Here is a 12,836-nt window from a genome sequence, read left to right as displayed (position 1 = left end):
ACGGGCGCGCCGGGTTTCGGGGCGGGCGAGGAAATGGCGGCGAGCCGGCGGGGATCGGCGCATCCTGGAAGGGACATCGCACCAACGACCGCGCCCGAATCCGGCGATCCCGCCAGTACCGGCGCAGAGGAGGGCAGATGACCGATCAGGAGATCCGCGGGGACGGCCCCCGCAACGTCGCGCAGAAATTGATCGGCTCCCACCTGGTGTCGGGGCGAATGCGTCCGGGGGAGGAGATCGCGCTGCGTATCGACCAGACCCTCACCCAGGACGCCACCGGCACCCTGGTGATGCAGGAACTCGAGGCACTCGGCCTCGACCGGGTGCGCACCGAGCTCAGCGCCCAGTACGTCGACCACAATCTGTTGCAGACCGACGACAAGAACGCCCAGGATCACGAATTTCTGCTGTCGGCCTGCCGCCGCTACGGGCTGTGGTTCTCGAAGCCGGGCAACGGGGTTTCGCATCCCACCCATATGCAGCGTTTCGGCAGACCCGGCGCGACGATGGTCGGCTCGGATTCCCATACGCCGGCCGGCGGATCGCTGGGCATGCTCGCGATCGGCGTCGGCGGTCTCGAGGTCGCGCTCGCCATGGCCGGTGAGCCGCTCTACATCACCATGCCGCAGATCTGGGGCGTCGAACTGACCGGTGAGCTGCCGCCCTGGTGTTCGGCCAAGGACGTGATCCTGGAAATGTTGCGCCGCCACGGTGTCAAGGGCGGGCTGAACCGGATCGTGGAATATCACGGCCCCGGTCTGGCGACCCTCACGGCGATGGACCGGCACGTGATCGCGAATATGGGCGCCGAACTCGGCGCCACCACCACGGTCTTTCCCGCCGACGACGCGGTGCGCGACTTCCTGCGCGCCGAGGACCGCGCCGGCGACTTCACCGAACTGCGGGCCGACGAGGGCGCGACCTACGACGTCGACGAGCACATCGACCTGTCCACGATCGAGCCGCTGATCGCCAGGCCGTCCTCCCCCGGGGATGTGGTGCCGGTGCGCGAGGTCGCCGGCGAGCCGGTGGCACAGGTGGTGATCGGATCCTCGGCCAACCCCGGGCTGCGTGATTTCGCGATGGCCGCCGCCATCGTCTCCGGCCGCCAGACCCACAGCGACGTCAGCTTCGACGTCAACCCGTCCTCGCGCGAGATCTTCGAGGACCTGACCAAGATGGGCGCCACCTTCGAGCTGATCCGCGCCGGGGCGCGCATCCATCAGTCCGGATGTATGGGGTGCATCGGCATGGGGCAGGCGCCGGCCGTGGGCCGCAATTCGTTGCGCACCATGCCGCGCAACTTTCCGGGACGCTCGGGCACCGATGAGGACGCGGTGTGGTTGTGCTCTCCGGAGACCGCCGCCGCATCGGCGCTGACCGGTGTGATCACCGATCCGCGCGATCTCGCCGACGAGCTGGGCCTCGACTATCCGGTGCTGAATCTGCCCGCACAGGCGTCGGTCAACACCGCGATGCTGGTGCCGCCGCTGCCGGTGGCGCAGGCGCGCACGGTGGAATTGGTGAAGGGCCCCAACATCTCCGCGCTGCCGGATTTCGATCCGCTGCCCGACGTGATCGAGGCGCCGGTACTGCTCGTGGTCGGCGACAACATCTCCACCGACGACATCTCCCCGGCCGGAGCGCGGGCGCTGCCGTTCCGCTCGAATATTCCGAAACTCGCCGAATTCGCTTTCACCCGCATCGATCCGCACTATCCGCGGCATGCGGCCGATATCTCCGCCACCACCGGGCATGTCATCGTGGGCGGCGACAACTACGGGCAGGGCTCGTCCCGGGAACACGCCGCGATCGCGCCGAGGTATCTCGGGTTGCGGGCGGTGATCGCGAAATCGTATGCGCGCATCCACTGGCAGAATCTGGCGAATTTCGGCATCGTCGCGCTCGAATTCGCCGATCCCGCCGATTACGACCGCATCGGAGTGGGCGACGTGCTGCGCATCGAGGGGCTGCGTTCGGCACTCACCGCCGGTTCCGCGATCACCGCCCACGATGTCACCGCGAATGTGGATATCCCGCTGCGGCACCGGCTTTCGGACCGGCAGGTGGAAACGGTCCTGGCCGGCGGCATCATTCCGCGGCTGGCGGCCGCACAGGCGGCGCGGGAGATGTCGACCCCATGAGCTACTCGATGAGCTTTTCGCTCTTCAACCAGTCGTAGGCGACGTCGGCGGGATCCTCGCCGTCGATATCGACGCGGCCGTTGAGTTCCTGCATCAGATCATTGGTCAGGCGTTCGGAGATCGTACCCAGCAGCTGTCGCAACTGCGGATAGCGGTCCAGGATCTCACCGCGCACGACGGCGGCGCCGCTGTAGGGCAGGAAGAATTTCTTGTCGTCGTCGAGCACGACGAGATTCAGATTCTTCACCCGGCCGTCGGTGGTGTAGATCATGCCGAAATTGCACGGTGAGCTCTTGGCCGTGGCGGTGTAGACGACGCCGGCGTCCATCCGGGTGACGTTGCCGGTGGGCACGCCGTTCGGATCGTTGTAGGGGATGCCGTATTTCTGCAACATCGGAATGAAACCGTCGGCGCGACTGAAGAATTCGTCGTCGACACAGAACGTGCGCTCGCGCACCGGCAAGGCCGCCACATCCGACAGCGACCTCACCCCCAGCCGTTGCGCGGTCGGCGTGGACACACCGAACGCGTAGGTGTCGTTGAAATTCGCCGGTGGCAGCCACTCCAGATTGTGCTCGCGCTTCTCGACGTCGTGCACGCGCTGCCAGAGTTCCTGCGGATCGGAGATCGTCTCGGTTTCGTTGTGGTAGTTGACCCAACCGGTGCCGGTGTACTCCCACAGAATGTCGGCGTCGCCGTTGAGCTGAGCCTGCCGCGACGACGCCGAACCCGGTGCGCCGGTCAGGTCGGTGACCTTCGCGCCGGCCGCGGCCAGATAGGTCGCGGTGATCTTGCCCAGCAGCACGCCCTCGGTGAAACTCTTCGACGTCACCACGAGTTTCGCGCCGTCGAGCGGTCGCTGCCCGCCGGGCAGGCTCGCGTCGTGGAAGGTTCCCGACGAGCTCACCAGACCGCATCCGCCGAGTATCGACACCGCGAGGACGGTCGCGCACACTGCCAGGGCCCGTGCCGATCTCATGACACACCTCGCGGGGTCGCCGCCAGTTCGACGAGTCTGCCCAGCCAGTCGATGATCAACGCCAGCAGTCCGACCAGGATCGCTCCGGACACGAGCAGTTTCGGCAGGAACAGCGTGACGCCCGTGGTGATCAGCGTGCCGAGGCTGGTGGCGCCGATGAAGGTGCTCAGGGTCGCGGTGCCGACCAGGATCACCAGGGCGGTGCGCACCCCGTTGAGGATCACCGGCACCGCGAGCGGTAACTCGACTCGGACCAGGGTGCGGGTGGCGGAGAACCCGATCCCGCGCGAGGCCTCGATGGTGCGCTGATCCACCTGCCGCAGGCCGATGATGGTGTTCTGCAGGATCGGCAGAATCGCGTACACCACCAAACCGACGACCGCCGTACGGAATCCGGTGCCCAGCCAGAAGGTGAACAACACCAGCAGCCCGACCGCCGGCGCCGCCTGGCCGATATTGGCGATGTTGACCGCGATCGGCTCCAGGCGTTTCAGCGCGGGCCGGGTCAGCGCGATACCCAGCGGAATCGCGACGACGACCACGATCACCGTGGCCACCACGGTCAGCTCGATATGCGACCAGATCGTGGTCTGCAGGTTGGACCAGGCCAGCGAGGCCTGTTCGGTCGGGGTGAATGTGGTCGACCGATACCAGACGATGTAGCCGATTCCGATGACGAGGATGATCAGCGGCTCGAACCAGACGTCCATCGGCAGCCGGCGCAGGCGGGTCATGATTGCCCGGCCGATTCGTGTTCGTCGTCGTCGGCGGCGACCACCGGCGTGGGCGCGGGATCGGTTCCGTCGACGTAGGTTTCGTACGAGGTGTCGTGTTCCTCGGAGCGCACATCGGCGAGTGCGGCCTGGATGGTCTCGGTCACCGCGCCGATGCCGATCGAGCCGACGACCGCGCCGCGTCCGTCGGTCACCAGGGCCGCACCCTGACTGGCCGCCAGCATCGCGTCGAGGGCGTCGTTGAGGGTCGAGGAGCGAGCGACGACCGGCAACCGCCGATCGAGGTAGTCCGAGACCTCCGGTTTGCTCGCCAGTTCGGTGAGCGAGGGCCACGACCGTGGCCGTCCGGCATCGTCGACGACCACCACCCAGGTCTGCCCGGCGGCCCGCGCGCGCTGGATCACCGGCTGCGCCGGCTCCCCGATGCGGGCGGTGACCACGTCGTCCCACTCCACGTCGCGCACCCGCTGCACGGTCAGATAGGCGAGTTTGGCGCCGGATCCGACGAATTCCTCCACGAACGGCGTGGCCGGTGCGGTGAGGATCTCCTCGGGCCGCGCGTACTGCTCGACGTGCCCGCCCTCGGACAGGATGAGCACCTTGTCGCCGAGTTTGGTGGCCTCCTCGAAATCGTGGGTGACGACGACGATGGTCTTGCCGAGTTCGTGCTGAATCGCGATCAGGCTGTCCTGCAGGCGAACCCGGGTGATCGGGTCGACCGCGCCGAACGGCTCGTCCATCAGCAGCACCGGGGGATCGGCGGCCAGCGCCCGCGCGACACCGACCCGCTGCTGCTGTCCGCCGGACATGTCCTTGGGCAGGCGGTCGGCGAAGACGCCGGGATCCAGGCCGACGAGTTCGAGCAGATAGTCGGTGCGCTCGGCGATCCGCTTCTTGTCCCAGCCGAGCACTCGCGGGATCGCGCCCACGTTCTTGCGCACCGACCAGTGCGGGAACAGGCCGCCGGATTGGATGACGTACCCGATCGACTGCCGGAGCTTGTCCGGGTCCTCGCTGGTGACGTCGCGCCCGCCGATGAAGATGCGGCCCTCCGTCGGTTCGATCAGCCGGTTGATCATCTTCAGCGTGGTCGTCTTGCCGCAGCCGGAGGGGCCGACGAAGGCGACGATCTGTCCGGCCTCGATCTCGAGGTCGAGGCGGGCGACGGCCGGCTTGTCCTGGCCCTTGTACCGCTTCACGACCGAGTCGAGGACGATGGAGGCCCCGGTGACATTGCGTTCCGGCGTCGCCGGTCCGGGCCGGTCGGTCACAGCGTCGGTCATGAGAGTCCTTTTGCGATGGTGAGGCGGCCCAGCAGAACGAGTAGCGCGTCGAACACCAGCGCCACGATGACGATGAGGATCGTGCCCGTGGCCGCCGTCTCCAGGGCGTTCGCGCCGCCGAGGCGCGACAGGCCGTTGAAGATCAGCGATCCCAGACCCGGCCCCAGGACGTAGGCGACGATGGCGGCGACACCGACGATCATCTGCGTGGAGACCCGGATACCGGTCAGGATCACCGGCCACGCGATCGGCAGTTCGACGGTGAGCAGGATGCGGGTGCGGGAGAATCCGATTCCGCGTGCGGATTCCACCACCGAGGCCGGTACCGAGCGCAGGCCGACGATCGCGTTGCCGATCACCGGCAGCGCCGCGAAGAACGCCAGCATGATGAACGACGGGACGACGCCCAGCCCGAACGGCACCAGCAGCAACGCCAGCAGCGCGAGCGACGGAATGGTCAGCGCGACCCGGCTCGAGGTGAGCGAGAGCTGCGACAGCAGCGGCAGCCGGTAGACCGCCATCGCGATGAGCACGGCGACGATCGTGCCGACCAGAACCGTCTGAAACGCCAGTGACGCATGCTGATAGGTGAGGAAGGCCAGAGTGTCACCCCGCCCTCGGATGTAATTCCACAGGTTCACGGGACTCCCATCGTCAGCCCTCTGTCGGCACCCGTCCGCGCGCCGCCGCCGGACGCCGGTGTGTCAAAGACTAAATGACAGTACGGCTCCGGTTTCGCACGCCGCGCGGTTCACGCCGCTCGCGGGAGCGACTCCACACGGGAATAGGCCTGCGCGTCACCGGCGATCACCGTGCTCGCCCGGCCGTCGACGCCGACGGGTATGTCACCGGCCAGTGTGATGCGGGTGAGCCGGCGGTGTTCGGCGCCGTCGTAGTCGTCGATCGCGTAGTGCTGGGTGGCGAGGTTGTCCCAGATCGCCACATCGCCGGGCGCCCAATCCCAGCGGGTGGTGTGCTCGAGCCGGGTCACCCGATCCTGGAACAGGCGAAACAGCGCGCGCGATTCGGCGGTGGACAGGCCGACGATCTCCTTGACGAAGCAGCCCAGCAGCAGGGCGCGTTCACCGGTCTCGGGATGGACGTGCACCACCGGATGTTCGGTCTCGAAATAGCGGGACTCGAATTCGGTTCGGTACGAACGAGTTCCGTCGTCCGGTCGGTCGTCGGTGTCGGCGGCGTAGTCGTAGCGATTGGTGTGGCGGGCACGCAGATTCTCGGCCAGCGCCCGCAGCGGGTGCGGTAGCGACTCGTAGGCGGCGACGGTGGAGGCCCACGTGGTGGATCCGCCGTAGGAGGGCAGGGATACCGCGCGCAAGATCGAGGTCTTCGGTACGCGGTCGACGAAGGTGACGTCGGTGTGCCAGACATTGGAGCGGCCGTGCTGCGAATCGATGGCCAGGCTCTTCACCCCCGCCGAGGTGAGCGTGGGGTGCGCGGTGGTCGGTGTGCCGAGCAGTCGCGCGAACTCGTACTGACCGTCCTCGGTCAGATGGTCCTGGCCGCGGAAGAAGATCACCTTGTGCCGGTGCAGAGCCGCGCGGATCGCGGCGACGGTGTCGGCGTCCAGGGAGCCGCCGAGGCGCACGCCCTCGATCCGGGCGCCGACGTGGTTTCCCAGCCGGACCACTCGCACCGGGGTGCCGGTTGCCTCGTCGACGGACATCGCACGACCTCTCTTCCAGCGTGTCGGACGTCCGGTAGGTAACCACCCGGTGGCCGGGCCCGGCCAGCGTTACGGTCACCGGGATCGAAATCCGGCAGTCTCAAGCCCGGCCGCGTGCCTCGAGCTTGCGTTCCAGCCCGGCGATCACGAGCTCGAGGTCGAATTCGAACTGCTCGCCGACGCGCGCGGCGCTCTCGCGGGTGGTCGCGACCTGGCGCAGGAGTGGGAACTCTTGTCCCGCTTCCGAATTCAGGGTCCGGGCGACATGTTCGGCCTGGATGTCGACGTGGCCCCGGGTCGCCTCCGCGGCCTCGCGCGCCGCCGAGTACGCGATATCGGCGAGCAGTCGCAGCGTGCGCCCGGCCTCCATCGGCTCGAATCCGGCGCTGACCAGCGACTGGAATATCCGCTCGATCGCCGCCAGCGTCGACAGCCCGCCTCGGCCACCGAATCGCACATAGGAGATCAAGACGCCGACCTGGGTGAGGGCCTCGGCGACCGCGGCGGCGAACAGCCGCAGCAGTTGCCGCCAATCTCCCTCGGCGGGCAGGGCCAGGCGGCGGAACTCGGTTTCGAAGGCGTCCAGCGCGACCAGTTCCAGCAATCCGTCGCGGTCGCTGACGTAGTAGTTCAGCGATTTGCGGTCGACGCCCAGCGCGTCGGCGACCGCTTTCATGGTGAGTGTTTCCGGCGGCAGCGCGCGGGCGGCCGCGACGATGCGATCCCGGCTCAGCCGGGGCGGACGCCCGCGGCCGCGCCGCGATGTCTGCACGATTCCAGTCCCGGACCCGGTTGTGTTCCCGCCGCTCACCCCTCTCAGGCTACGGCTGCCGGCGGCGGGTCCGGACAACACGCCCGGTGGATGGATACGAGTTCGGCCAATATTTTCTCCCGCTGGGGGAAAATAAACTAGTCTCTGCTCGGGCGATGTGGGCCGCCCGAGGCGGGGGAAGGCAGTGGTGGTTGTGATCGGAACGGAAGTGCTATGTCTGCTGTGTCGCACCGGTACCCAACGAACGCCCACGCGGCGGAAGCTCCGCGCGAATGCGCCGTGGCCGAATCCGGCCGGCGCTCGCTGCGATATCAGCTGGTCGTGGTCGCGGACAATCCTGTCGAGGTCGTCTCGCGCGCCGGCGGCTGGCTGTTCGACCGAGCGGTCGCCGGCTGGGAGGTCACCGTCGCGGTCGATGCGCCCGGCGACACCCGGCCGCTGACGATTCTCGGGCTGGGCGTCCTGGATCTCGGATGTGTGCTGCGCTGCCGGCGGCAGGTGCCGATACCGCATGCTTTCGCGGTCGCCGGAGATCTGTCCGCACTCGGCGAACCGGCGCGCGAGTGGGCCCACCGATATCTGGGCAGCGCACGCACCGATGTCCGGTTCTGGGGCGATACGGAGTACCGCGACACATCGTTCGCGCAGGCCTCGCCGACGCAGTACGTGCCGACCCGTGCGGCACGAGCCTTCAAGGCCTACGCGCTCGAGGCGGTGGGCATGCGGCCGCCCGCCACCGATGTCGAATTCTTCCGCGCGGTGGTGGGTGCGGTGGCCGCGGGGTCGGGGGTGCGCACCCTGCCGGCCGGTTGAAGCGAATTACCGGACGGCCGCGATCGCCCCGTCGAGTGCGCGCTGCATCCGGCTGCCGACCACCCGGGTGATTTCGGCCGGTCGATCCGGGAAATCCGGCAGCGGCTCGTCGAGGTAGAACGTGGCGCGGCCGTCGGGGCCGTAGGTCAGGCCGAGGAAGACGAAAACCGGTGCCGCCCCGGCCTTTCGGGCGCGTGCGGCGATGTGGCCGATGCCGGTGCCGATGGTCTGCACGCGGGCCGGATCGGTTTCATTGCAGGTGCCCTCCGGGAACAACGCGAGGTCGTCACCGTCGACCATGCGCCCGACGCAGACGTCCATCAGTTGCTGGCCGGCGGCGTAGGCGGCGCGTGGGCCGTGGTCCTTGCCGCGGAACACCGGGATGGCGCCCATGATGTCGATGCGCGACCGCTGCTCCGGCTCGGTGAACAGTTCGTCCTTGGCCAGCACACGGATAAAGCCGATCCGCGGCCGGAACACGCTGCGCCAGGCGAAGGCGGCCACCGTGCGCGGATCTTCCACGCTGACATGGTTGATCGCGATGATCATGCGGCGGTTGTCGCGAATCAGCTGCCGGATCGCCGCGCGGGCACCGTCCGCATAGCGGACCGTGGGACGTTTGCGATACGCGGTGATCGCGTAGAACAGGCGCGCGCGGGTGCGGGGCGCGCGGTGGGTGCGGTAGTACTCGTAGACGGCATCGCGATTGTCGAATTCGACCGACGGGGGCGCAACGACGGGATCGGCGGTCGAGGTCGGGACGTTCATTCAACCTACGCTACCGTAACCTACGGCTGCGTAGGTAGAGGTGGGCGCAGCGGCCGTGGCGAGCCGGCGAAAGACGCCGCTCCCGTGACTACCCTCGAATGCGGGAAGCGGGGGACCGGCGATCCCGCGCCGCGGGTGCCGGACGATACGGCCGACCGAAGGGAGCAGCGCGATGGCGAGTGCACGACCGCGGGTTCAGGTCCGGCGGATCTACGACGATCCCGATCCCGACGACGGAATGCGGGTGCTGGTCGATCGCCTCTGGCCGCGCGGGATGAGCAAGGAGAACGCCCACCTCGACGAGTGGTGCAAAACGATCGCACCCTCGACCGAGTTGCGCACCTGGTACGGGCACGATCCCGCCAAATTCGACGAGTTCGGTCGCCGCTACCGCGAGGAGCTCCGAAATCCGGAACGCGCCGCCGACCTCGACCACCTCCGCGAACTCGCCGGGCGCGGCATGCTCACTCTGTTGTCGGCCACCAAGCGGATCGACATCAGCGAGGCGGCCGTACTCGCCGATCTGGTCGGGAAGAAGCCGGCGTCGCACTGAGGTGGCCGGGTGCACACCTGCCCGCTCACAGCGGATTCGCGGTGTGCCGCACGGTCCAGGCGGCGCCGCGGCCGTGCAGTGTGGTGGCGCTGAGTGGCGGAATGTCGATGCGCCAGAACGATTCCGGCGGCGCGGCGAGGGCGAGGAGCACACTCGCGCGGACGACGGCGGGATGGGTGATCGCGACGATCCGGCTTCGGTCGGCGACCATCGATTCGAGCCGGTCACGCACCCGTTCGAGCAGGTCGGTGATCGCTTCACCGCCGTGGTCGCGGTAGGTGGGATCGGACATCCAGGCCATCAGGTCGGCCGGGTCGAGAGAATCCATCTGCCTGCCCGCCCACTCGCCGCAGTCGAGATCCCGCAGGGCGGGTTCGGTGGTCGCCCGCAGACCCAGCAGGGTGGCGGTCGCGGCGGTCCGCAGTTCCGGCGCGGCCAGGACCCGGTCGGCCCGCGGCGCCGCGGGGGAGACGGCGTCGCGGGGAAGCTCGTCGAGTGGTTCGTCGACCGGGAAGCAGGCCGTCCGCATCGCCTCGGTCATGCCGTGGCTGATCAACGTGAGCCGGGTGACGGTCGCGCTCATACCGCCGCTGCCGGCGCGGCCGCGGCCGATTCGTCCGCCCGCCGGAACAACCGCGGCGCCAGTGTCGCGAAACCCACGCCGATGACGGACCACAGAATGACCTGCGCGGCAAGGGAATAGAAGCGGAAGTAGTACAGATCGTCGGCGGGGAAGCCCGGATAGACGATCCGCCCGCTCGAATCGGTGAGCGGCCCCGGTGTTTCGGTGGCCGCGTCGCCCAGTGCCCGGTTGGCGGCCAGATGCCCGAGTGCGGGCAGCAACGCCGCGATCGCGGTCACCACCACCACGAACGCCAGGCCCGCGGCGATGGTCGCCGTCCAATTGCCCAGGCGCGCTTGCAGTTTCCGTCCCAGCCACACGGCGCCCACCGCGCAGACCGCGGCGATCACCACCATCGACAGGTACAAACCGGTGCGTTGCCCGATCGTGTCGGGATTGCCGATCGAGGGCGGATTGGCCGGATATTTGAGGAACGGCACGGCGTACAGCACGCCGAACATGCCGCCTGCCACGCACAGCGCGAGATTGCGCGGGCTCAAACTGCCGACACGGCCCATGAACAGGCAGTACACCACCGCGAACAGCGCGCCCATCGCGGCGCCGAAGACGACCGTGCCGAAGCCGAGGCCGATGGTCGACTGCGCCGACCGGGTGAACAGTTCGCTCTCTTCCATGCCGGCCATCGAATGTCCGGCGGCCGCTTCGAGTGTCGTGTGCGCCGCGTCGCGCCCGCCCTCGTAGTCGATGGCGCGATCGATGATCGGCTCGGCCAGGATCCGCGCGAAGACGAAGGCTGCCAGCCCGCCGATCGCACCGACCAGCACACCGCGGGCGATGATTCGTTTTTCCATTGTGGGGGCTCGATCCCGCGGTCAGTGGCAGGGGTAGCCGAGGAAATGCCGTGCGTCGTGGACGAATTCGTGCACGTGCATATCGTCTCCGAAGATCGAGACCGCGCCCTGATCGATGCCGATGAAGTAGAGGGCGAGCAGAGCCACGAGCGTGGTGCCGCCCAGCCGCAGGGCCGTCGTGGGAATGGAGAGCCGAATCGACTCCAGGCCGGACCGGGGAACATAGGACGTCGCCATGTGACTCTCCTCCGGGGATTGCGCGTCCCCGCTCGATGGTGGATACCACGCGATCCGAGTATCTGACTCACATTCCGCCCGGCGAAACGCTCACAGTGGCGCGACCGTCCCGGATTTTCACCGGGTTCCTCGGATCGTCGCTCGCACAACCATACGAAATTGCCGTTCGGCTGGTCAATCGGTGGGTTGCGAGATCGGGTCGTGACTGAAATGTCAGCGTCATCGTCGCTGTAAGAGGAGGATTTCAGGGTAGTAACCGAGAAATAGCCATTGATCGAAAGGTGGGCGCTCATGAGCGGATTGCCGCGATACGCGGCGATGCTGGCGACCGCCGGCGCTCTGCCCGCCGACAGTGCGGCCTGGGCGTACGAGGTGAAATTCGACGGTATCCGCGCCATCGGTTACGTCGAGCGGGAATTGCGGCTGATCTCGCGCAACGGCAACGATGTCACCGCCGCCTGGCCGGAGCTCGCCGACCTCGCGCCCGCGGTACCGCCGATCGTCGTCGACGGCGAAATCGTCGCCTTCGCCGCCGACGGCCGCACCTCCTTCGCCGCCCTGCAACCGCGGATGCACCAGCGCAATCCGGCCATGATCCGCGCACTGATGCGCTCGGTACCCGCCACCTACCTCATCTTCGACCTGCTGCACATCGGCGACCGCCCGCTGATCGACCTGCCGTACGAGCAACGCCGCGGGCTGCTGGAACAACTCGGCCTGCGCGGCCCGAGCTGGCGCATCCCGCCGCGGCTGACCGGTACCGGCGCCGATGTGCTCGCCGAATCGGCACGGTTGGGGCTCGAGGGCATCGTGTGCAAGCGGCTCGACAGTCCCTATCTGCCGGGCCGGCGCAGTCCGCTGTGGACCAAGGTCAAGAACGTGAACGATCAGGAGATCGTCATCGTCGGGTGGCGGCCCGGCGCCGGCCGTCGCGCGGGACGCATCGGCTCACTGCTCATGGGCGTGCACGACGAGACCGGGGAATTGGTCTACATCGGCAATGTGGGGACCGGTTTCACGCAGGCCATGCTCGACGATCTCCAGGCCCGGTTGCGTCCGCTGCGACGGCAGACCCCCACTGTCGCGGCGCCGGTGAAGGACGCGATCTGGGTGGAACCCGAACTGGTGGGCGAGGTGTCGTTCACGGAGCGGACCGGCGACGGGCGCCTGCGCCACCCGTCCTGGCGCGGCTTGCGGCCGGACAAGACGCCGGACGAGGTCGAAGTGATGCATCGTGGAATCGGTTGAACCGTCCCGCGTACACAGCGCAGGTCATTGCCGTCGGCGCGCTGGCTGTGGCGTGGCTGGCGATCGGGCGGGGACTGTTCTCGGGACCGGATCGAGCTGCCGTTTCGGTCGGGTCCGCCGGCAACCGAATTGCTGCTGCATCAGCCCGGTACCGGCAGCGGGTTCGCGTTTACTCGCCTGCGTGATC

At 68.0% G+C, this 12,836-nt stretch carries 14 protein-coding genes and 1 riboswitch; of the genes, 4 read left to right on the top strand and 10 right to left on the bottom strand.

What is annotated here, in order from left to right; translation table 11 throughout:
- Positions 1-137: 137 nt before the first annotated feature.
- Entirely contained in the window at positions 138-2,144 is a 2,007-nt protein-coding gene (locus ACPCUW_RS09110; protein WP_423424304.1) for an aconitate hydratase, read from the top strand.
- A 1-nt stretch (position 2,145) separates the two neighbouring features.
- On the opposite strand, the gene ACPCUW_RS09105 is transcribed toward ACPCUW_RS09110, so the two are convergent.
- The 6 genes from ACPCUW_RS09105 to ACPCUW_RS09080 all read right to left on the bottom strand — a co-directional run bounded on the left by ACPCUW_RS09105 (position 2,146) and on the right by ACPCUW_RS09080 (position 7,596).
- Entirely contained in the window at positions 2,146-3,123 is a 978-nt protein-coding gene (locus ACPCUW_RS09105; protein WP_423424303.1) for a glycine betaine ABC transporter substrate-binding protein, read from the bottom strand.
- Positions 3,120-3,857 carry an ABC transporter permease gene (locus ACPCUW_RS09100; protein WP_030513812.1) on the bottom strand — a complete coding sequence of 246 codons (738 nt, stop codon included), beginning with the start codon at positions 3,855-3,857 and terminating at the stop codon, positions 3,120-3,122. Before ACPCUW_RS09100 ends, ACPCUW_RS09105 begins: the two co-directional genes overlap by 4 nt.
- Positions 3,854-5,140, bottom strand: a complete 1,287-nt coding sequence (locus ACPCUW_RS09095) for an ATP-binding cassette domain-containing protein (protein WP_423424302.1) — start codon at positions 5,138-5,140, stop codon at positions 3,854-3,856. Before ACPCUW_RS09095 ends, ACPCUW_RS09100 begins: the two co-directional genes overlap by 4 nt.
- Entirely contained in the window at positions 5,137-5,781 is a 645-nt protein-coding gene (locus ACPCUW_RS09090; RefSeq protein WP_063015547.1) for an ABC transporter permease, read from the bottom strand. The genes ACPCUW_RS09095 and ACPCUW_RS09090 overlap by 4 nt, the downstream gene beginning before the upstream one ends.
- Positions 5,782-5,891: 110 nt before the next feature.
- Positions 5,892-6,824, bottom strand: coding sequence for a TauD/TfdA dioxygenase family protein (locus tag ACPCUW_RS09085; RefSeq protein ID WP_423424301.1), 933 nt, complete (start codon positions 6,822-6,824; stop codon positions 5,892-5,894).
- A gap of 100 nt (positions 6,825-6,924) precedes the next feature.
- Entirely contained in the window at positions 6,925-7,596 is a 672-nt protein-coding gene (locus tag ACPCUW_RS09080; protein ID WP_423424300.1) for a TetR/AcrR family transcriptional regulator C-terminal domain-containing protein, read from the bottom strand.
- 213 nt (positions 7,597-7,809) lie between these two features.
- On the opposite strand from ACPCUW_RS09080, the gene ACPCUW_RS09075 reads away from it, so the two are divergent.
- Positions 7,810-8,409 carry a hypothetical protein gene (locus tag ACPCUW_RS09075; RefSeq protein ID WP_423424299.1) on the top strand — a complete coding sequence of 200 codons (600 nt, stop codon included), beginning with the start codon at positions 7,810-7,812 and terminating at the stop codon, positions 8,407-8,409.
- A gap of 6 nt (positions 8,410-8,415) precedes the next feature.
- On the opposite strand, the gene ACPCUW_RS09070 is transcribed toward ACPCUW_RS09075, so the two are convergent.
- On the bottom strand, positions 8,416-9,177 hold the full coding sequence (locus ACPCUW_RS09070; protein WP_423424298.1) for a 1-acyl-sn-glycerol-3-phosphate acyltransferase: 762 nt from the start codon (positions 9,175-9,177) through the stop codon (positions 8,416-8,418).
- Between the two features lie 172 nt (positions 9,178-9,349).
- Between ACPCUW_RS09070 and ACPCUW_RS09065 the strand changes: the two genes are divergently transcribed.
- Positions 9,350-9,730 (top strand): DUF488 domain-containing protein, encoded by a 381-nt coding sequence (locus ACPCUW_RS09065; RefSeq protein ID WP_423424297.1) that lies wholly within the window; start codon positions 9,350-9,352, stop codon positions 9,728-9,730.
- 25 nt (positions 9,731-9,755) lie between these two features.
- Here ACPCUW_RS09065 and ACPCUW_RS09060 read toward each other — a convergent pair whose 3' ends face one another.
- From ACPCUW_RS09060 to ACPCUW_RS09050, 3 genes are read right to left on the bottom strand one after another with little or no spacing between them, the layout of a single operon-like run.
- Positions 9,756-10,313 (bottom strand): histidine phosphatase family protein, encoded by a 558-nt coding sequence (locus ACPCUW_RS09060; protein ID WP_423424296.1) that lies wholly within the window; start codon positions 10,311-10,313, stop codon positions 9,756-9,758.
- Entirely contained in the window at positions 10,310-11,164 is an 855-nt protein-coding gene (locus ACPCUW_RS09055; RefSeq protein ID WP_423424295.1) for a CbtA family protein, read from the bottom strand. The genes ACPCUW_RS09060 and ACPCUW_RS09055 overlap by 4 nt, the downstream gene beginning before the upstream one ends.
- A gap of 21 nt (positions 11,165-11,185) precedes the next feature.
- Positions 11,186-11,401 carry a CbtB domain-containing protein gene (locus tag ACPCUW_RS09050; protein WP_423424294.1) on the bottom strand — a complete coding sequence of 72 codons (216 nt, stop codon included), beginning with the start codon at positions 11,399-11,401 and terminating at the stop codon, positions 11,186-11,188.
- A gap of 56 nt (positions 11,402-11,457) precedes the next feature.
- Positions 11,458-11,532, bottom strand: a riboswitch (cobalamin riboswitch).
- 160 nt (positions 11,533-11,692) lie between these two features.
- Here ACPCUW_RS09050 and ligD point away from each other — a divergent pair.
- The gene (gene ligD / locus ACPCUW_RS09045; protein WP_423424293.1) at positions 11,693-12,649 is read left to right on the top strand and encodes a non-homologous end-joining DNA ligase; all 957 of its coding nucleotides are present in this window, start codon (positions 11,693-11,695) and stop codon (positions 12,647-12,649) included.
- The last annotated feature ends 187 nt before the right edge of the window (positions 12,650-12,836 follow it).

It is taken from the genome of Nocardia sp. AB354 (assembly GCF_049538315.1).
Taxonomy (GTDB): Bacteria; Actinomycetota; Actinomycetes; order Mycobacteriales; family Mycobacteriaceae; genus Nocardia; species Nocardia nova.
The sequence above is the reverse complement of the archived record's forward strand: the minus strand, read 5'-3'. Positions and strand labels throughout refer to the sequence as shown.